The organism is Skermanella aerolata KACC 11604, from assembly GCF_000936425.1.
Lineage (GTDB): Bacteria > Pseudomonadota > Alphaproteobacteria > Azospirillales > Azospirillaceae > Skermanella > Skermanella aerolata.
This window is the reverse complement of record NZ_AVFK01000045.1, coordinates 21906-39745: the sequence shown is the minus strand read 5'-3', so window position 1 is coordinate 39745 and position 17840 is coordinate 21906. Positions and strand designations below refer to the sequence as shown.

General features: G+C 57.9%; 21 protein-coding genes and 1 pseudogene. 9 read left to right on the top strand and 13 right to left on the bottom strand.

Annotation, left to right across the window (positions count from 1 at the left end):
- Positions 1–392 precede the first annotated feature (392 nt).
- The 3 genes from N826_RS32300 to N826_RS32290 all read left to right on the top strand — a co-directional run bounded on the left by N826_RS32300 (position 393) and on the right by N826_RS32290 (position 2670).
- Complete coding sequence (locus N826_RS32300; RefSeq protein WP_147041325.1) at positions 393–1121, top strand: XRE family transcriptional regulator; 729 nt, start codon at positions 393–395, stop codon at positions 1119–1121.
- Positions 1121–1729 carry an RES family NAD+ phosphorylase gene (locus N826_RS32295; RefSeq protein ID WP_044435852.1) on the top strand — a complete coding sequence of 203 codons (609 nt, stop codon included), beginning with the start codon at positions 1121–1123 and terminating at the stop codon, positions 1727–1729. Before N826_RS32300 ends, N826_RS32295 begins: the two co-directional genes overlap by 1 nt.
- Before the next feature lie 647 nt (positions 1730–2376).
- Complete coding sequence (locus tag N826_RS32290; protein WP_044435850.1) at positions 2377–2670, top strand: hypothetical protein; 294 nt, start codon at positions 2377–2379, stop codon at positions 2668–2670.
- A 927-nt stretch (positions 2671–3597) separates the two neighbouring features.
- Here N826_RS32290 and N826_RS32285 read toward each other — a convergent pair.
- The 4 genes and pseudogenes from N826_RS32285 to N826_RS32275 form a co-directional block, all read right to left on the bottom strand.
- Positions 3598–4628 (bottom strand): annotated as a pseudogene (locus N826_RS32285) (IS3 family transposase).
- A 466-nt stretch (positions 4629–5094) separates the two neighbouring features.
- Positions 5095–5466, bottom strand: a complete 372-nt coding sequence (locus N826_RS45485) for a recombinase family protein (protein ID WP_244619759.1) — start codon at positions 5464–5466, stop codon at positions 5095–5097.
- A gap of 2 nt (positions 5467–5468) precedes the next feature.
- A complete protein-coding gene (locus tag N826_RS42200; protein WP_084721362.1) occupies positions 5469–6080 on the bottom strand; it encodes a DUF2513 domain-containing protein in 612 nt (203 codons plus the stop codon).
- Positions 6077–6598: a P-loop NTPase family protein gene (locus tag N826_RS32275; protein WP_044435846.1), complete on the bottom strand. Its 522-nt coding sequence runs from the start codon at positions 6596–6598 to the stop codon at positions 6077–6079. Before N826_RS32275 ends, N826_RS42200 begins: the two co-directional genes overlap by 4 nt.
- A gap of 156 nt (positions 6599–6754) precedes the next feature.
- On the opposite strand from N826_RS32275, the gene N826_RS32270 reads away from it, so the two are divergent.
- The 3 genes from N826_RS32270 (at position 6755) to N826_RS32265 (ending at position 8684) form a co-directional block, all read left to right on the top strand.
- A complete protein-coding gene (locus tag N826_RS32270) occupies positions 6755–7429 on the top strand; it encodes a GNAT family N-acetyltransferase (protein WP_044435844.1) in 675 nt (224 codons plus the stop codon).
- 544 nt (positions 7430–7973) lie between these two features.
- Entirely contained in the window at positions 7974–8132 is a 159-nt protein-coding gene (locus N826_RS43605) for a hypothetical protein (protein WP_157599386.1), read from the top strand.
- Positions 8133–8204: 72 nt separating this feature from the next.
- A complete protein-coding gene (locus N826_RS32265) occupies positions 8205–8684 on the top strand; it encodes a VOC family protein (protein ID WP_044435842.1) in 480 nt (159 codons plus the stop codon).
- Positions 8685–8765: 81 nt separating this feature from the next.
- Here N826_RS32265 and N826_RS32260 read toward each other — a convergent pair whose 3' ends face one another.
- The 4 genes from N826_RS32260 to N826_RS43600 form a co-directional block, all read right to left on the bottom strand.
- Positions 8766–9341 carry a hypothetical protein gene (locus N826_RS32260; protein WP_044435840.1) on the bottom strand — a complete coding sequence of 192 codons (576 nt, stop codon included), beginning with the start codon at positions 9339–9341 and terminating at the stop codon, positions 8766–8768.
- A gap of 246 nt (positions 9342–9587) precedes the next feature.
- Positions 9588–10031 carry a ComEA family DNA-binding protein gene (locus N826_RS32255; RefSeq protein WP_044435838.1) on the bottom strand — a complete coding sequence of 148 codons (444 nt, stop codon included), beginning with the start codon at positions 10029–10031 and terminating at the stop codon, positions 9588–9590.
- Between the two features lie 348 nt (positions 10032–10379).
- Positions 10380–10676, bottom strand: coding sequence for an IS1 transposase (locus N826_RS40780; protein WP_052832439.1), 297 nt, complete (start codon positions 10674–10676; stop codon positions 10380–10382).
- A 4-nt stretch (positions 10677–10680) separates the two neighbouring features.
- Positions 10681–11046 (bottom strand): IS1 family transposase, encoded by a 366-nt coding sequence (locus N826_RS43600; RefSeq protein WP_147041249.1) that lies wholly within the window; start codon positions 11044–11046, stop codon positions 10681–10683.
- A gap of 97 nt (positions 11047–11143) precedes the next feature.
- Between N826_RS43600 and N826_RS32240 the strand changes: the two genes are divergently transcribed.
- Entirely contained in the window at positions 11144–11665 is a 522-nt protein-coding gene (locus tag N826_RS32240; protein ID WP_280178508.1) for an NUDIX domain-containing protein, read from the top strand.
- A gap of 662 nt (positions 11666–12327) precedes the next feature.
- Here N826_RS32240 and N826_RS32235 read toward each other — a convergent pair.
- The 5 genes from N826_RS32235 to N826_RS32220 form a co-directional block, all read right to left on the bottom strand.
- A complete protein-coding gene (locus N826_RS32235; protein WP_044435836.1) occupies positions 12328–13422 on the bottom strand; it encodes an IS630 family transposase in 1095 nt (364 codons plus the stop codon).
- Between the two features lie 78 nt (positions 13423–13500).
- Complete coding sequence (locus N826_RS43590; RefSeq protein WP_157599385.1) at positions 13501–13638, bottom strand: hypothetical protein; 138 nt, start codon at positions 13636–13638, stop codon at positions 13501–13503.
- 157 nt (positions 13639–13795) lie between these two features.
- A complete protein-coding gene (locus tag N826_RS32230) occupies positions 13796–14224 on the bottom strand; it encodes a hypothetical protein (RefSeq protein WP_044435835.1) in 429 nt (142 codons plus the stop codon).
- A 335-nt stretch (positions 14225–14559) separates the two neighbouring features.
- Complete coding sequence (locus N826_RS32225) at positions 14560–15123, bottom strand: DUF3102 domain-containing protein (RefSeq protein ID WP_052832435.1); 564 nt, start codon at positions 15121–15123, stop codon at positions 14560–14562.
- On the bottom strand, positions 15120–15746 hold the full coding sequence (locus N826_RS32220; RefSeq protein ID WP_044435834.1) for a ParA family protein: 627 nt from the start codon (positions 15744–15746) through the stop codon (positions 15120–15122). The genes N826_RS32225 and N826_RS32220 overlap by 4 nt, the downstream gene beginning before the upstream one ends.
- A gap of 165 nt (positions 15747–15911) precedes the next feature.
- Between N826_RS32220 and N826_RS45480 the strand changes: the two genes are divergently transcribed.
- Together N826_RS45480 and N826_RS32210 are read left to right on the top strand one after the other, a co-directional pair.
- Positions 15912–16010 carry a DDE-type integrase/transposase/recombinase gene (locus tag N826_RS45480; protein ID WP_373866660.1) on the top strand — a complete coding sequence of 33 codons (99 nt, stop codon included), beginning with the start codon at positions 15912–15914 and terminating at the stop codon, positions 16008–16010.
- Positions 16011–16784: 774 nt separating this feature from the next.
- On the top strand, positions 16785–17777 hold the full coding sequence (locus tag N826_RS32210) for a hypothetical protein (protein WP_044435832.1): 993 nt from the start codon (positions 16785–16787) through the stop codon (positions 17775–17777).
- The last annotated feature ends 63 nt before the right edge of the window (positions 17778–17840 follow it).

Genomic DNA, 17840 nt, shown 5'->3' with positions numbered 1-17840 from the left:
TCATTTACGCCTGCCGTTATATTCCGCCATTTATTTCCATATGACGAGTTCGGCGGTCGGTTTCAAGGGCGATTGCCTTGTGATTCCAACGGCCCCCGTACCGCGCGAACTTATTCCGGCGTTTGGGGCCGGTTTCTTCCCCCATTGACACAAAATCTGGTGCGGCGAGCGGTTGAGAGAAATGGATGCAGACTGGCTCAGCGTATAGTCCTGCCCATTCTATGGTATCCCCCTCTACGATGATGAAGGGCGCTGCCGAGGTGAGCAAGGCGGGATGATATGAACCTATTCACCAATGGTAATCATCTCCGCAGGTGTATCATTCCTTAACCAACTTAACGGACTTGACGCCCTTGCCAAATTTAGCCACCTTCCACAGGAAGGAGGCAGCGATGATCAGCATGAAGAACTTGCAGAGAACGAGTAAAGGCGGACGGACTAGGCGAGTCGGAGGTTCGCTCGTGCTTAAAAGCGCGACTGGTCGGATGCGCGAGCAAAACCTTGCTGTAACGCTCGCCCCCGATGTGCTAAAAACGTTGTCGCCGAAGGTCGACACTGTCCAGAAGATCGCCGAGGTGCTCGGCCGAGTCATCCGTCGTAGCGAGAAAAGCGGTCAAGCTGATGGCTTCACCTTCAAGGTCGATGCCGCCGGCAATTACAAGATTGAACCGCTCGCAGGCATCGAGCAGGTTCAGACAGCCTCGGATGACACGGATCAGATCGAGCGGGCTTTCGACGCCGCGCGCGCGCGCGGCCGCATTCGCGCGGCGCAAATCCTCGACCAGGAGGATATGTTAAACGCCGATGCTTTCGCTGAGCGTCTCGGGGTGTCGCGCGTCACTGTCAATGCCCGGAGACAGAAGCATGAGCTTCTTGGGCTTGATGGTGCCAAGCGCGGCTATCGCTTTCCAGCTTGGCAGGTCGACGAAGATGGCAAGGCATTCGAGGCGCTGCCGCGGCTGTTCGAGATCCTCGGATCCAGCCCTTGGGGCGTCTACCGGTTCCTGACACAGCGCCACAATGCACTGCGTGGGTCAACCGCGAAGGACGCTCTGCGAAGGGGTGATACTGTCCGCGTCCTTGATGTGGCGGAGAGTCTTGCTCGCGGCGACTTCGCTTAGTGGCTGGTCCGGCGCCGACTACAGCTTTTGCCGGAGGGAAGCTCGATATTGAGACGATCACTACTGGCCACTCGTTCGGGCGCATCCACCGCTGCGCCTATCCAGAACCGCTTGGCTTCGGTAAAAATGCCTCTCGCTTCAGCGATCCGCGGCGGCGCGCGCCGGATAATCGCTTCGGGGTGCTTTATCTCGGCTCTTCGCTGAAAGTCTGCTTCGTCGAGACGATCCTGCGTGATGCCCGCGACGGTGTGGTCGGCGACGTTGAAATCGAGGAGGTCGAGATCGATGATCGGCTCTATTCGCAGGTTCAGACCGCGACTCCCTTGCGCTTGGTCAATCTACGCGGTGATGGCCCGTTGCGGATGGGCATTCCCTCCGACGTCGTTCGCGGGCGAACACAGTGGCTAGCCCGCAAATGGTCGCTTGCGATCTACTCACATCCCGCTGCCGTCGATGGAATCATCTATCCATCGCGCCTGAACGGTGAAGTCAATATCGCCGTATACGATCGGGCGGTGTCAAAGCTGATGTCTTCTTCGACAGGCGATCTGCGACGTGCAAGTGGCATCGATCAGGTGCTCGAAGACTTTCTTGTGGCGCTCATCTGACCCCATGCCGGCCAGGTTCCGAGCCCAGAACCATGCTCGTTGTCCGGCACTGTCCTGCTCGCCTAAGGCAGGATGCACAGAGTCTATCTAGACGCCACCGTCATGACGATTGCCAGACTCGTCATGACGACCGTGTCCACATCAGGGACACGCGGAGGGACACGGCAAAAGCCAACGCCGACACGGAGAAGGTCGGGCTATGTCTGCACGATTGTGGAGACGTTCCTTTATCTGGCTGGCTGGACGATTGCACTACTCACAATAATCACAACTGAGAACATTTCGCAACTGCCATGAAGAAGCCAATGGACGGCACGACCAAGCGCTGCCAAGCAGATATTCAGCCCATCGGCTTGATGATCATCACGACAACTTTTCTCGCCTTTATGAAACTGACCTGAAGGAGCTGTTATGGATTTCGGTGGCGGTCTTGTTATCCCATGGCCCGGCATCATCGTCGGAGTCATTTGCGTGTTTATACTCGTTGTAGTGGCATCTTGAAGATAGCCGGTGCCCCATGGAAAAAGCCGGCCTTGGTCACCCAGGGTCGGCTTCAACATTTTAACTTTGGGGTAACCGGCCATCGGCATGATCCACCAAACCATGCCGAAGCCCCCATGCACGTCTGAACTCTGACCAGCCAAGTTATGACACTTTCGTCACAGGTCGATGAACTGAACCTGATGTCGGAGTGCGGCACCTACGCCAGCAACGAGAACCTTGTCGCTCAGAAAAAGCTCGACCTGCAGGTTCTCGCTTCCTGCGGTCCGGATGCCCTGCGCGCCATCCTGGCCGAACTGCCGCTTTACATCAGCAAGGAACACCTGAAGCTGATCACCGTGATCTGGCTGCGGCTGATCGATCCCGAAGTTCAGATCGGCTTGGCGCCCAGGCGATCTGTCCGGTATCGGCCGTTTTCGGACAAATGTGACTTTCATTAAAGGCGGCACGGTTTCATGTGAATACTTGACTAGCAGTTTTGAAATTATAAAAAAATTATAAAATTATGTTATCAATTACTAGTGTTTCGTTGTCGTTTTGTTAAGAAAATATTATCAAAAAATGTATAATATGCAACTAAAGTGTTGTACAGGAGAAATTTCTATGACATCAACCTGAGTGACCTCAGCCTCTGCAGTGAAGCGTTTCAATCGCTTGTTATTTCTCGATCCGTAATCTGACCGGCTGCATCTACCATGGAAACTCGAACCCGTCGTGTTATCAACGATCTTAGGCTGATTGCTTTTGCTACCTCAGACTTAAACAAGCGGGAGAAGGTGCTGAAGATCATCGATCGCATCTCCAATCAAGAGGCATGGCCGAACGAGGATGAAATCATAAGCCTCCGCTTGAGTTACCTCACAAGATAGGTATCGTCAGTTCTACCACTTACCTAAAGTTGGTTGTTGGCTGATGAAACAGCCCTGCTGTACAACTGAAATGAATGGCGGTTGAATCACAGAGACGCCAATCATGCACAACCAAATCCGCCGAGCTATTGAGGATCTAACTTGGTTGAGTCAGATGGTGAGTGGATATGAAAGAGATCGTGTTCTTAGTACGATCGACCACTTCAGGGCCATTCTTGAAGAAGAAAGAATATCATCTTCCTGTGAAGGACTATCAGGAGACACCCTTGAGATCCCAGCCATAAGCTGGAAGGATCTGTGAGGAAATCAAACTATTGGGCTTGACGAGCTGTGGTTGCAACCTTCGACAGATCTGAGCAGCAGGGCTAACTCTTAGATCTGCGCAACCTGCCGCCGCGCAGCGGAGTCATAGGCCAGTAGCCCTCGACAATAGCAATCCGTAACGTAGGCAACTAAATGTGACCTTGCCCCCGTGCAGCGCCTCCCATAGCGCCTGAGTTATGCCGCCAACGTTTCCTGCTGGCGACGCCAATTTTCCTCGAACGCCATTGGGCTTGTGTAGCCTAAGGTAGAATGCATTCTGTTCCGACTGTAGAAAATCAGCCAGTCAACAACCTCATCTTTGGCTTGGCGCCGTGTTTCAAAACGCATGTCGTGAAGTCGCTCGACCTTCAACGAGCCGAAAAGCGTTTCCGTCACCGCATTGTCCCAGCAATTGCCCCTGCGGCTCATCGATCCGCGCATGCCGTAGCGGCGCAAGGTTGCCTGGAAATCGGTACTGGCATATTGCGAGCCTTGATCCGAATGGAAGATCAAACCTTTCGCCGGCTGCCGCCGGAACCATGCCATGGTCAGGGCGTCGATCACGAGGTGTCGTGTCATGCGCTCGCCCATCGCCCAGCCGACCACCTGCCGGCTGAACAGGTCGATGACGACGGCCAGGTACAACCAGCCTTCCTGCGTAGCAATATACGTGATGTCGCCGGTCCACACCAGATTCGGGTGCTCCGGCTGGAAGTTACGGTTCAGCAGGTTGTCCGAGACCGGCAAGCCATGATTGCTGTCGGTCGTCGCTTTGTATTTCCGTTTTGACCGCGCCCGAATGGCGTTGTCGTGCATCATCTTGCGCACCCGTTCCTTACCGACCCGAAGACCTCGTTGCCGCAACTCGCGCCAGATCCGCGGCCACCCATAGGCGCCCCTGGTTTCGGCATGGATCGCCTTGATGTGGGTCAGCAGGGCCATGTCACTGACACGTCCCGCGTCTTTGTCGGGCATTTTCTCGCGGCCCAGGTATTGATGAAATCCTCTGGCACTGACATCCAGGACAGAGTTTGTTCTGCGCTGACTGCCGGTGTAGCAGAACTTTTCAATCCGCCATTACCCGCCGCCTTGATCCAGTTATGCAGCGTCTGCTCCGACAGGCCGAGATTCCTGGCGACCGTCGCCACCCGCTCGCCACCGGTGACCAGACGAACGGCTTCTTCCTTGAACTCCAGCGTGTAGCGCGCCCGTGTTGATTTCGTCATTCCGCCTCCATCCTCTCGCCGATCTTACCCGGCTATGGGAGGCGCTGCACGGGGGCAAGGTCACACGTATCAATAAGGGTGTAGAACACTCAAAAGCCCTTAGCTAAGTCCGCTCAATGATGCTTTGTAGCACAATGCCTATAGTTGATGCCCAACCTTACTGCAATCAATGATTCTCCTGCTGCAACTTTGCCTTTAGCCTGCCAGCAGCTTCCGCAATGTCTCAGGATGCCATGCCCGACCACGTAGCGGCGGCACTCCTTCGGCCGTCAACGCGGCCGCGATGGCCCGTAGGGTCATGCCTTCGCCTTTCAGCCTTTGGATGATGGGAAGGGCCTTCTCGCGCGTCGGCGCGGCCTCTGCCGCCAGCACGGCCCGACCGAGCGCGGCGGCTGCTGCCGGGTTGGGATTACCAAGCTGAACACCTCGCGCCTTCGCGGCGGCTAAGGCAGCCGTGGTGCGAAGGCTAAATCTGATCCCGCTCATGTTCCGCGAAAGCGGCCAGCATGTGCATCAGGAGCTTGGTAGCATGGGGATTGTCCACGACGACGAACTCCGCACCGCTTTCCATCAGTCGGGAGATGAAAGCCACGTTGCGCGCCAGCCGGTCGAGCTTGGCAATCACCAGCATGGCCTTCTGACGGCGGCAGAGATCAAGCGCAGCGGCGAGCTGGGGCCGGTCATTCTTCCGACCGCTTTCTACTTCGGTGAACTCCGCGACCAGTTCACCCCTGCCCGCCACGAAGCCTGCCACGGCGGAGCGTTGAGCGTCGAGGCCAAGGCCGCTTTTGCCGTGGCGGTCGGTTGAAACACGGGAATAAGCGACGAAGGCAACCACGCTTATACCGGAATCCCAAGCTTCTCTTTCGCATAGTATTTTATTAGACTTCCCAATACATCCGCACTTAGGCCACCTGTAACACCAAGAACTTTTTCTTTTGATTTATTCCACAAATTTTCATCTTTGGCGTTTTCTAAGAATTCATGACCTTTCCATGTTAAACCAAACGGGTAAACCTTATAGATGCGATCAGGGTTTGAACTACTTCGTTGAGGTTCGAAATCTATAAATCCAGCTTGAGCTATCAAAACTAAATGATAAGCAATTTCATCCTCGCTATAGCCATCAATCGTGACGTTCTGATCCACCGAAAAAGACTGCTTATCTTCGAAGTAGAAAAGCAGTTTCCTTACTAAATCCATATCTCTTTTCATGCTTGCCACTCCCTTCTCTTGGTTGGCCACTTTAAGCCGTCTTTGCGCTTTGTCCACTCTCAAACGGTGGTTTGAGAGTTGACAGAAGGTTCTGCCGTGGATAAGCAGGTCGGGATCCGATCGGGCAGGTAGCCGCCATGATCCTGCGGGCCTCGCGCTTAAGCGCATGATTGCTGGCTGAAGAGCAATTGGCGGGACCACAGGACGTCGCCGTTGATGCGCCGGATCGCCCTTCATGCAGCGGTGAGCCTTTCCCGCCTCATTCCGGTGAGATAGCCAGCGACGGCGGATGGGTTCCTCAGAATGACCACTGTGCCTGTGAAGCCATCAAGAGCCTTCAGCACTTGCGGTCTGCGGTCACGCTGATAGTTGTAGACATACTTCAGGAAGGACCAGTCAAAGCGCTCTAAACAGCCCTTGGCCATGTCATCGCGCGTGCGGCCGATATGACGCAGCGTTCGACAGAGCACCCGCCAGAGACACAACGTCGTTGGCATGTCGAGGAAAACGACGGTATCCGCACGACTGAGCCGCCCGGCAAGGGTGGCGCTGTAATTCCCGTCCATGATCCAGCGAGGCTGGGCCACAAGTGAGGCAATCTCAGCGGCCCATAAGGCCTTGTCAGGTTCCGTCCAGTCCGGACGCCAGTAATGCTGGTCGAGATGAACAGCCGGCAAGCCCGTGATCCTGGCCAGCTCGCGTGCAACCGTGCTCTTGCCGGAGCCGGAGCAACCGATAACGAGTACGCGATGCAAAATGCTCCTCCCATGAATTGTGCTCCCGATTTTCGGTCTGGACGTTCTGCTTTTCCACGGAGTAACCTTATCGAAACTTCGGGTGACCGCTGATGTCTGTAGTGCTCCGCTTCGTTATGCCTGGCCCAGCACACACCTGACCGAGCGTAAGGAACCATGTCCGAGAACCTTCAAAATTGGCAGCCCCGCCCGCGTCCTGAGCGCGTGGTGCTGGAGGGGTATTACGTGAGGCTCGAACCGCTGAGCGCCGCCGCGCACGGCCATGGCCTCTTTACGGCCTCAGCCGTACCGGACGCCGAGGCCAAGTTTGCCTGGCTTTACGAGTATCCCCCGACCAACCGCGAAGACTTTCTGGCCTGGGTCGATCAAGCCGGGCGCGGCACAGACCCCCTGTTCTTCGCTGTCATCGACAAGGTCAGCGGACAGGCGGCGGGAAGGCAGTCTCTGATGCGGATCGACCCAGCCAACGGGGTGATCGAGATTGGCAATATCTACTGGGGACCGCTGATCTCGCGCAGGCCTGCCGCGACCGAAGCGCAGTTCCTGTTCATGAAGTACGTCTTCGAAGAGCTGGGCTACCGCCGCTATGAGTGGAAGTGCAACAACCGCAACGAACCTTCAAAGCGTGCCGCGACTCGGTTTGGCTTTCAGCCAGAGGGAGTTTTCCGCCAGCACCTCATCGTCAAGGGCGAGAACCGCGATACGGCATGGTTCTCGATTATCGACAAGGAGTGGCCAGTCCTCCGAACTGCCTATGAACAATGGCTGGACCCCTCCAATTTCGATATTAACAGAATGCAAAAGCGCCGGCTGGAAACGTATTGGGCTTAAGGGGCGTTTTGCCTGTCATTACAACGCGCTCGCGTGCCGCGCTGCCGCATGGCCCTCATGTGAAGGCATGACGGCCATGCGGCTCCTGTGACACAAACCCTGGTACCGCACAGGCGGTTATGGCCAAGCACCCGCACCAGATGCACCGCCAGCCACCGAACAAAGAAAGCGAAGCAGGAAGCAGGAAGCAGGAAGCAGGAAGCAGGAAGTCCCTCGCCGGGGAGGCATTCCCTCCGCTCCCTTGGGAGCAAAGGGAAGCCGACAGGGTGTTCTTCGGGTGTGGGCGTCAAGTGGCATCCACCCGCCTTCAGCCGGTTCAGCACCTCTGACTCCCGGCGGCACGGCGACCGGCTTGCAGGCGGCTCCCTGCGATGCCTCTTGACGACGATCGCGGACGAATTGGTCGGCCGCTCGATGGCGGCCTCGCCCGGCCATCGGCGCTTCGGATCAGGCGGTACGGCGCTAGGGTGTGTGGACAAGCCGTCGCCCGGCGGGCGCCTGGGTCCGAAGTGGCCGCTTTTCGCCAGGAGTCGACATTGGGCCGATGAACCATTTCGACCCAGAGCGGATCGTCGGCCTGATTGCGTCACTGCCCGCATCTGGTTTTGGAAGCGGCAACTCTCATACCGCTACAACCTTTCAGGTATTGCTGGCGGAACGTCAGATGGCGCGAGTGCATTCTCTCGTCGTGGTGTACCGTTGAGGCTGACATGAAACGCCTCCGAGGGCATAGGAGACCGGGCCAGAGTTGGCTTCAAAAGCGAGAGGACAGGCAATGACAGTTGCCAAGAACACGATCTGCCTATGGTACGACAAGGACGCCGAGGCCGCTGCCCGCTTCTACGCCGAGACATTTCCTGACAGCTCGGTGAGTGCCGTCCACCGTGCTCCCAGCGACTACCCATCCGGTAAGGAGGGCGACGTGCTGACAGTCGAGTTCACCGTCGCCGGCATCCCCTGTCTCGGCCTCAATGGCGGGCCCGCGTTCAAACATAACGAAGCCTTCTCATTCCAGATCGCGACTGACGATCAGGAAGAGACTGACCGCTACTGGAACGCCATCGTCGGCAATGGTGGCCAGGAAAGTGCATGCGGTTGGTGCAGGGACAAATGGGGCGTTTCCTGGCAAATCACGCCGCGCGTGCTGACCGAGGCGCTGGCGCTCGGCGGCGATGAAGCCAAACGCGCGTTTGATGCGATGATGGATATGACGAAAATTGACGTCGCCGCGATCGAGGCGGCTCGGCGCGGCTGACAGTCCTGGATTTACTCATCCCACCCTTTGATGAAGCGGTGAGGGTCCGCTTTGGGTAGCAAGCGGACGTCGCGGGTCGACCTACCACGCCGAACCCATGGGAACCTGCTCCCGCGCCGCTTTCTGAAACAGCAATGCTGATCCGACCCACAGCGCGGTGAAGAACCCGGTCAGGGGCAGGACATCCCCTGGCCAGCCTGGCCCCGTGGAGCCCAATCCAGCGATCAGCGCGATCACGGCGACCAGCGTTTGAGCGAGCGCGGTCGCGAGCAACGCGCGGGCCATTCCCTGCGGCCGGAGGCGTGCGATGACGGCACCGACAATGCCGACAGCGAGCACTCCGCCGAACATCAGGTTGGCGGAGTTGTCCTCAGTCCCGATGATGCCAACGGCAAGGTTCATCCAGATAAGGATGAAAGCCGCCGCGACCGCAACACCGACGGCAGTCCGGTACGCGCTGTTGCCCGTCATCCTCGCCGCCAGCTCGCAGGTGCCGCAGGCGACGGCCAGCATCGCGCCGAAGGCAGTGAAATCGGTCTCATCCCAGTTCACTTCATTCGTGAACCGCATCGCGACCAAAGGCAGCAGCAACAGGAACGCCGCAATCCTCCAACGGCTCTCGCGCCGTCTGCCTTCGTTTGCCGTGTTTCCTGCCATTGTCCTGGCTCTGCACCTCAGGGAGGCTTCAACCTACCATAGGCAATGAGCGAATTCCGCGGCTTTGTGAGCAATGGCACCTGGCCGCTGGTTAAGGCTCATTGCCAACACTCGCAGTCGCAAGACCATCCTGTCGGTTTCCTTTCGATCCCATCAAAGGGGATGCCCCCCGCAAGCGGACGATCAGCCGGAAAGTCCGTCCAGACAGGCGAAGCGCCGTCACTCCGATACTGGCGCCGCCGCCTGTCACAAAGCCAGGCGACTGCGGAGCGTGACCAGAACCTCCGCCGGCACGATGCCCTGGGAGGCGAGATCCTCTACCGACCGGAACGGCCGACTGGCTATGATCCGCTTGGCCCGACCCCGGCCGATATGCTTCAGAGATACCAACTCATCGAATTTGGCCTTGTTGATGTCGATCGTGCCGGACGAACTCCGAGCCTCGGCGCTGGTCACATCCGGAGAACCCGCACCCGCGATGGATGCGGTTCCCCCGCCACCCGATTCCCCACCGCTCGGCTGTGGCATCTCGGAACGGCTTTGTTCTTCCCGGGCCTTGCCTGACTGCTGATCCGATGCATCGGTTTCCGGGCGATCAGCACCTGCGAGGGCATCCACGGCCATCGCCGCTATTCCGACGACGACCTTCGCCGCATCGGCCGCTGTTTCGGTGACGCTCTTCTTGTCCATCGTCCGGTCTCCCTGGGGGCTGCGGAGTTACAACCGCAGTCACGCTTCCAAGTTCCGAAAAGTTCATCCACCGGTTTTTCTGCCACTTGAATTGGTTGTTGGGCAACCTTGAGGGCGTGTCAGCTTCGTAGGGCTGCTGAGGATGGTAACGCCGCCATGTACCTCGATAATCCTGGCTTCTCCGGTCCTATCAGAGCTCTCACCGGCGAGGTCGACTTGGACAAGGCATGGAACATCCCGGTCGCCCTGCATGGCAATCCGAGATTTGTCGGCCAGATGTTCCTTGAACAGTGGTGGAGCGTCGCCCGTCACACCCGCTGTGAGGGTTTAACGGCCTAATGTTGCATTTTAGTTGATTGCGAAGAACTTGCCGGTCTGAATGGGTAGCTTGTACATTTCAGGAGCAGCCTCCTTGTTGACGTGCAGTTGGGCAAACAGGGCGACCCGGCGCTCGATCATGGCAAGAGACTTGGAGACGACGATGGAGCGCCGCCGCAGAGCCGCTGTCCAATGCCACTGCTGGCCGTTGTTGCGTTCTAAGGCGACCGTCTCGCCCTTGCCAGCGCGCGAAACGCTCGAACAGTCGCCGGAAGGTCCGCTCGTCACGGTCACCGCATTCCCAGTCAACCAGCCGTCCAGTCGCACGATTTTAGGCTTTCCAGATCCAGACCTTGTTGTCCTTGCGCTGCAGGCAATGCCATATCTCATCGAGCTCGATCACCACCGCATCTTCCGGCGGCGGCTTGGCGCAGCAGCGATCAACATAGCTGCACACCCAGCGCAGCACCGACTGCGCCGTGGTGCCGAGCAGGTGGGCCACAGCATTGAACGACAGACCGTAGCCGTACAGGCTGACAGCGGCGCGTTTGGTTGGTTCGGGCGTATCGTGCCCTTCAAGACGAGTGAACTGGTAGCGGCACCGTTTGCACCGCCACAGCTGCTTGCCTGCGACGATGCCGTACCAGATTAGGCTGCGACTACCGCACCGGGGACAGTGAGAAAGAGGGGGGACCATCAAGACCTAAGACTGTGAATTCTTCCAGGTTATGTAAAATCCGTCATTAGTCCGTTAAACCCTCTTCAATAGCTGGCTCCGGGTCAACCGCTACACGCTGTCGTTCGAAAAATTCGATGGCGTCATGTCCGCGCCGGTCGTGCGAGAGATCGTCGACCGCGGCCATGCCGTGGCCGTGCTGCCCTATGATCCTGCCACCGGGAAGGTTCTGCTGGTCCGGCAGTTCCTAGCGGGCGCCTACGCCGCCGGCGTCGATCCTTGGCCGCTTCAGACCATCGCGGGGATGATCGACACCAGCGAGAGCGCGTCCGATACGGCCCTGAGGGAAGCCGAGGAGGAAACCGGGCTGAAGATCCCGGCAGGATTGCTGCGTCCTGGTCCGGTTTACCTGGTTTCTCCCGGTGCCTTCACCGAGATCGTTCACGTCTTTCATGTGGAAATCGACCTTTCGGACGCCGGAGGCGTCCATGGCCTCGCGTCCGAGAGCGAGGACATCCGGAGCGAGATCCTTTATCTCGATGATGCACTTGCCGAACTCCGAAACGGCTCCGTACCGCCCAACCTGACGCTGGTCGCCCTGCTCGACCTCAAGCTTCACCTTCTTTCCCAGGTGGTCTGACCAGCTCTCCTCAAACAGATAGATCCTCATCCGAAATCGGAACTTACGATGCGGACACAATTCTTTGGATCATCGGGACACCCTCACGCGGATGGTGCACAGCCACCATAACCATGCCTGGCGTGAACCGCAAAGGGACCGGGATCTTTGGGTCGTGCGCAAGGGCGCGACGCCCGTCGTCCCCGGTCAGCGGGGTTTCGGCAGCGGCTCGGTGGGGACGATGTGGTGATCCTCGACGGAGTGGAAACTCCCGAAACGAGAACTTCGCTCCACTCGCCTGTCCATGGCACAGGGTGCCGGCTTGGCTGTCGGGAAAGCGAAGTGCCGGTTCGCCCGCGCGGAGATGGACGCCTGACGCGTGGCGTGGTCGCCGCAGGCGGCGGGTATCGTCCAGGATCTCGCCCGTGCTGGTTCGTTCCGACTGGACAAGACCCTGCAAACGATCCAGTTGGAACGAAGCGGCAACAAATGACCGGCTGGTCTCGGATCTCCACAGACATATCCCCCAAGTCTGTGGGTAAGTGCTCCAGCATCCTGTCGGGATCGGCCGCGCTGATGTTTCGTAACATCCCATCGGCAGCGTCCGCAGCGTCTCGCCCTTATGGTGATGAGGGCTCAACGACGGAGTGGTGTTGTGTCCTAGTGTCCCGTTTCAGAAGTTTCTAATCACATTTGGATTGGACATCGATGGTCCGGCGGCAGAACCGTTCGATACAGGCAAGAATATCGTCGGCGGACTTGGTCCACCGAAAGGGCTTGGGATCAGCATTGCGGTCGTCAATGTAGGCGGTGATCGATGCCTCCAAGTCTTGGGTTGAGCGGTGCACGCCGCGCCGGATCTGCTGGTCGGTGAGGAGCCCGAAGAACCGTTCGACCTGATTGATCCAGGATGCCGAAGTCGGGGTGTAATGGACATGCCAGCGTGGCCGCTTGGCGAACCAATCGCGGATCAGCTTGGTCTTGTGGGAGGAAGCGTTGTCCATCACGACGTGGATGTCCAGGTCGGTCGGCACGTTACGCTCAACTTCGTCCAGGAACTTGCGGAACTCCGCTGCCCGATGACGCGGCATGCACCGGCCAATCACCGTCCCTGCCTTCACTTCTAGTGCGGCGAACAAGGACGTGGTGCCGTGGCGCTCGTAGTCGTGAGTGCGCCGCTCGATCTGCCCTGGGCTCAGAGGAAGCAGTGGCTGGGTTCGGTCAAGGGCCTGGATCTGCGTCTTTTCATCCACGCACAGCACCAGGGCACGCTCCGGCGGGGCCAGGTAAAGGCCGACGATGTCTCTGACCTTCTCGACGAACAGCGGGTCGGTGGAGAGCTTGAAGGTCTCGCTGCGGTGGGGCTGCAGGGAGAAGGCCCGCCAGATGCGATGCACGCTGGAGGCCGACAGGCCGGAAGCCCTGGCCAGTGAGCGCGTGCTCCAGTGAGTGGCGGTGGGCGGCAGTGCCTCCAAGGTCGTCGTCACCACCTCGGTGACCTTGTCGTCGCCGATCTTCCGTGGCGCGCCCGGACGGGGTTCCTCCGCCAGGCCGTCCAGCCGCCGCTCGGCAAAACGCTTGCGCCATGTCGCCACCGTCAGGCGGGTGATGTTGAGCCGGTCGGCAATGGCAACGTTGCTCAGACCCTCCGCCGAGAGCAGAACAATCTGTGCCCGCATCGCATCCGCCCGGGCGGTCTTCCGGCGGCGCGCCCGCGCCTCCAGTTCGTTCCGCTCTGCCTCGTTCAGGTCAATGTGAACCGCGGCTCCCCAGGCCATGCCAACCTCCCAAATCCCGGTATTGGGAAAGTGAACCACGGTACCAGAATTATGTATAGCTATTTCTGAAACGGGACACTAGGGAAACGACATCACTGCACCGAGCCCAAGGGAATTGGCGCCGCCCGGCGACACCGTGACGAACACGCAGGTTCCGCCGCGAAGCTCGGGGCGTATGGTCGCGATCCGCTTGTTCAGGTCGCTCTCGCTGGACATTGGTCCACTCAGGCAAAGTGATCGCCGCTGGGCTCCACAGGCAGAATAGGGGAACTTGGTTTAATGCATTCCGATGATCCCGGCTGCCCACTGATGTCGGCGGGGGCATATGGCACTGCCGGGCCGGAAACGGGGAACCGTTCACCTCGTCGAAGCATTACTTGCGATAGTGTGCTGGTGGCTGCGGGTTACTCGCGGGATTGGTGGCGTGCTTCGACAGTCGCGAGATCAACCTGCCGCCCACCAGTGGCTGCAAATCTGCTTCAAGAGCGTCAGCTTTATCCTTGCTGTACACTTCACAGCCCTGGACATACAGGGTGAAGGATTTAAGCTGCTTCGCCTTCTTCACAGGATCTTCGATCGTCGCTTTTGTCCATTGATAAAGCGGATAGCTCTCGATCCCGTGCCGCTCAGCTACGGCAACGTAGTTGGCAAAGGCGTCGAACTGGCACTTCGCGATCGCGCAGTGCCTGACGAGAATGTCCATCAAGGGCCCAAGTGCGGGGTTGCCAGAATCGCGCCGTGCGATTTCCGCAGGCTCGGCAGCCAAATCAATCCGCACTTGGTATTGCCACTGATCGCTCATGCTTCAGCTCCTTCGGGATCAAGCCGCACCAGAAACCCTGCTACTCAAAAACCCCTGGTCAATCAGACTGCGCGCCGAACGCGAATGTCTTCTTGATTCGAAACTGGCAATGGCGTGTTGCCCCAAGTGGCAACGGTGTCGTCCGTGATCCAGACGATCAGACGCTGTCCCGCGGACACAGTGCCTTGTTGTACTCTGATCAGAGTGATCCAAAAGCTAACGCCGTTCACGCCTGACCAGGAAGCTACAAGGGAGCGGTCTGCTATCTGAGCTGGTGGATCTACAACGTTCAAAGCTTACTGCCGTGACCAACACCGGAGTTGGTGTTCAAACCTTTAAATTCGTGAATTGGCATCTTTCATTTGTCGCCTGATTTTCAGCAATTCCACCAACAGGCGGCGTCGGCGCTCTATCAGTTTGGCCATGTCGACATGTGGGACAGATGAGGACGACTTATGCAGGCGTTTCAATTCCGTCAGCTCCCGTCTAGTGATGCTGGGCCGGATCATCGCTTTCTGCTTTGCTTCCTCCAGTATAGGTTTAGGAAGGGTAGCGATCTGGTAGACCGTCGCATATGAGTCGGGGAGTTGTTCCCGGGGGATGATTCCACTATCAACGAATTCAGCTGCCGTGCGGAGCTGCCGAGCGATGGACGGTGAAAACGGGAGTTGCTCAACGACCATCTGTTCATACTCGCCGTGGGGCAGGGCATCCTTGGCAGCGTTCAGCCATCGACCGATGGACACGAAGTGCTGCTGGGCGTTGTTCCAAAGGCGATGAATTTCAGAAACCGCACTCTCACGGCTCTTGAACACCACTTTGCCATTCTCTGAAAATTCTTCACCGTAGCGGGCACCGGGTTTGTCCAGCTTAACGGTTTGGATTTCACCGATCTTCATGCGCTGATCCCCAGCCGTTGGGAGACGAAGGCCCAGAGCGTCCAGACAGCGTCTGCCGTCTTAGCGCCCCGCAGTTCGAGCACACCGATGCCGGCGTCATAGGTTCGAGGCACCTCGGCAAGGTCTGGAATCACGGGGCCAACATCAATCGCCGCCGATAATGCGCGGTGAGCAACGATGGTTTCAGTAAGCCTGGGCTTGGCAGCATTCAGGACGATGCCTTGGCGAGCGGATGTCGCGCGCAGTGCATCGAGCGTTTCCTTCAGGCTGTCCATATCTTCGCCGCTGGCACCGGTCGGCAGCAGGACGAAGTCGGCTGCGTCAACCATGGCGCGCAGACCCCGAGGGTTGTCTTCCACGGAGGCAGGTGTGTCGACAATCATCAAGTCGTAACTGTCATCATCCTCAAACCCTTCAGTAACGTCTTTGAAGGGATAGAAGATGTGCTGGATCAGAGGGAGACTTTCGGGTCGCCGCTCGCACCAGCGGGTGAGGGTACGCTGGCGATCGGTGTCAACCACGATCACGCGCAAACCTGACAGTACCCCAGCAACAGCGAGATTGCGGACTACAGTCGTTTTGCCTACGCCTCCCTTTGGCCCGAGCACCAGCAGTTGCTTCATGAGTTCTTCCTAGATCGAAACCGTTGACGGTGTCAACGGTTTGTTGACGAGCAACTATCCCCGCTGAGAGTCGTGCTGGCAAGCTTAGAATTTGCGTTGGAATATCGAACCAGCCCTCGGCAACGATATCAAACGGCCGGTGGACAGTTCAAAACCGAGCACCCTATGCGGTGCAAGCCCAATTCGTGCTGGCATCTTGATGAGACGCTGGTGCGCATCAATGACAGGCAGATTTACCTGTGGCGGGCAGTCGATGATTTATGAGGGCGAGGTGCTGGAGGTCCTGATCCAAGAACCGAGTCTATTTTGAAAAGTTGGCAAAGCACGATCCGTATAAGTTGCATACCATGATCCAATTACTTCTTCTAATCATTAACATCTTGGTACACTTGACTAGGGGATCGAATGGCTTGAGGCAGCCATCGATGATTTGAAAGACTGGAGCGAGCGCCAGGACGGGCGGACGGATCGAATCGTCAACGTCGTCAAGTGCGACTACCAGCAGCGATGCGAGACGAAGGCTGACATTGTCGATGTGCCGACTGATCATCAAGAGCAGCTTGGGTGTCATCGAAGGGATTGCTGGCTCATAAACGCGTGGTGAACCAGCTGGAAGTCAGGGGCCGACGCTGAAGTTATCCACAGCTACACCTCTTTTTCAGTCTATAGACTGTCTATTCAGAGAGTCTTTGCGAAAATCCTCTCTCAAGATCAATGATTTACAGGGTGGAAATGACCCGTTGATTCCCAATTGTGACCCGTTCTCTCCCAAACCTGACCCGTTGATTCCCAATTATGACCCGTCAATTCCGGTGAAACGTCGGTTATCCACAGCGGCTTCACCCTCGAAGCAGAAGTGACCCGTTCTCTCCGTCGTAGACTGCATGGACCTATGATCAATACCGGATTTTTGACAAGTGACCCGTCGATTCCCGCTAGTCACCCGTCTATTCCCGGTGTTACGGTAGCTTCGCTATGCTGATCCGGGCCGATTTGCATGGCGTGCCGGAATCAACGGGTCACTTTCGCGGGGGCTAGATGCCACGGGACACTCTGACGGAGCGTGAGCGCAAGCGGCTCGACCGCTTCGAGAAGATGCAGCAGAACCGTCGGGGCCGCTCCTCCCCTTCAGTTATGCCGTCCAAGCTCGCCCGCACCGCCGCCTTTGCTCCGCGCAAAAAAAACCTGATCACAGACAGCAATTTCAAGCGAGTCTACGAGTTCCGGCCGCACACGGTCGTTGAGGTCAGCGGGCGCGAGCTGGGTTCCCAGCACCGCGACGCTTTGTACGCCCTGTTCAAGCTCAGAGCCAAGCGTACCGAGGAGCCGAACCCACTCTACAATCCCAACATCAGTCAGGTCGGCCTGAAGGCTCCGAAGCCGACGTTGGTCTACTATCATACCATCACGACATGGCGGGAGATCCTGAAAGCTTCTGGCCGCTCGGCGCATGTCAACAACCTCGGCACAGTGCTGCGCACCTTCGAGGAGATGCGCAAGGTCAATTTCCGCGTTTATACCGGCACGTTCGATCAGTATCAGGCCGCCTCGACGCGCGGGCGGCTGGCCGGCCCCGGCTTCAGCGACAACCTGCTCAACGAGATCGAGTGGAGCGGGGTTGAGCTGGATTCGCCCGTTCGCGTGCGCTACGGCGCCTGGGTGAAGGAGATGTTCGAAGCCAAAACGCTCGTCTCGGTGGATTCGGAGGTCTATTTCAAGCTCAAGTCCGACTATGCGAAGAGCCTGTGGCCAGCCATCGATTCCCAGAACAACTATACTTGGATAGACGTTGACGCCGTGGCCGAACTGTCGGGCCTGGACTATGCGGCACTTACCACCCGGCAGAAGGTCAAACTGCGCGAGGAAACTCGGCAGGCTTTCGATGACATGGTGGCCGCCAGCGGGCTCTCGTCATGGCACTGCGAGCAGATCGGCTCAGGCCGGGTGAAATCCTACCGCTACCACTATGTCCATGCAGCTCCACGCCAAGGCGTGCTCGAACTGGATGCACCCGCCGATCCGTTGTTTTAGGCGGGAATCGACGGGTCACTTTCGATGGAGGGATGATCCCATGATGCGTAGGAAAAAGGCGGC

What these genes read in the sequence shown, in the direction of transcription:
- N826_RS32300 (WP_147041325.1), top strand. Translation starts at nt 393, where the DNA reads ATGATCAGCATGAAGAACTTGCAGAGAACGAGTAAAGGCGGACGGACT.
- N826_RS32290 (WP_044435850.1), top strand. Translation starts at nt 2,377, where the DNA reads ATGACACTTTCGTCACAGGTCGATGAACTGAACCTGATGTCGGAGTGC.
- N826_RS42200 (WP_084721362.1), bottom strand. Translation starts at nt 6,080, where the DNA reads ATGAAGGGCGATCCGGCGCATCAACGGCGACGTCCTGTGGTCCCGCCA.
- N826_RS32270 (WP_044435844.1), top strand. Translation starts at nt 6,755, where the DNA reads ATGTCCGAGAACCTTCAAAATTGGCAGCCCCGCCCGCGTCCTGAGCGC.
- N826_RS43605 (WP_157599386.1), top strand. Translation starts at nt 7,974, where the DNA reads ATGAACCATTTCGACCCAGAGCGGATCGTCGGCCTGATTGCGTCACTG.
- N826_RS32265 (WP_044435842.1), top strand. Translation starts at nt 8,205, where the DNA reads ATGACAGTTGCCAAGAACACGATCTGCCTATGGTACGACAAGGACGCC.
- N826_RS32260 (WP_044435840.1), bottom strand. Translation starts at nt 9,341, where the DNA reads ATGGCAGGAAACACGGCAAACGAAGGCAGACGGCGCGAGAGCCGTTGG.
- N826_RS32255 (WP_044435838.1), bottom strand. Translation starts at nt 10,031, where the DNA reads ATGGACAAGAAGAGCGTCACCGAAACAGCGGCCGATGCGGCGAAGGTC.
- N826_RS43600 (WP_147041249.1), bottom strand. Translation starts at nt 11,046, where the DNA reads ATGGTCCCCCCTCTTTCTCACTGTCCCCGGTGCGGTAGTCGCAGCCTA.
- N826_RS32235 (WP_044435836.1), bottom strand. Translation starts at nt 13,422, where the DNA reads ATGGCCTGGGGAGCCGCGGTTCACATTGACCTGAACGAGGCAGAGCGG.
- N826_RS43590 (WP_157599385.1), bottom strand. Translation starts at nt 13,638, where the DNA reads ATGTCCAGCGAGAGCGACCTGAACAAGCGGATCGCGACCATACGCCCC.
- N826_RS32230 (WP_044435835.1), bottom strand. Translation starts at nt 14,224, where the DNA reads ATGAGCGATCAGTGGCAATACCAAGTGCGGATTGATTTGGCTGCCGAG.
- N826_RS32225 (WP_052832435.1), bottom strand. Translation starts at nt 15,123, where the DNA reads ATGAAGATCGGTGAAATCCAAACCGTTAAGCTGGACAAACCCGGTGCC.
- N826_RS32220 (WP_044435834.1), bottom strand. Translation starts at nt 15,746, where the DNA reads ATGAAGCAACTGCTGGTGCTCGGGCCAAAGGGAGGCGTAGGCAAAACG.
- N826_RS45480 (WP_373866660.1), top strand. Translation starts at nt 15,912, where the DNA reads ATGCGGTGCAAGCCCAATTCGTGCTGGCATCTTGATGAGACGCTGGTG.
- N826_RS32210 (WP_044435832.1), top strand. Translation starts at nt 16,785, where the DNA reads ATGCCACGGGACACTCTGACGGAGCGTGAGCGCAAGCGGCTCGACCGC.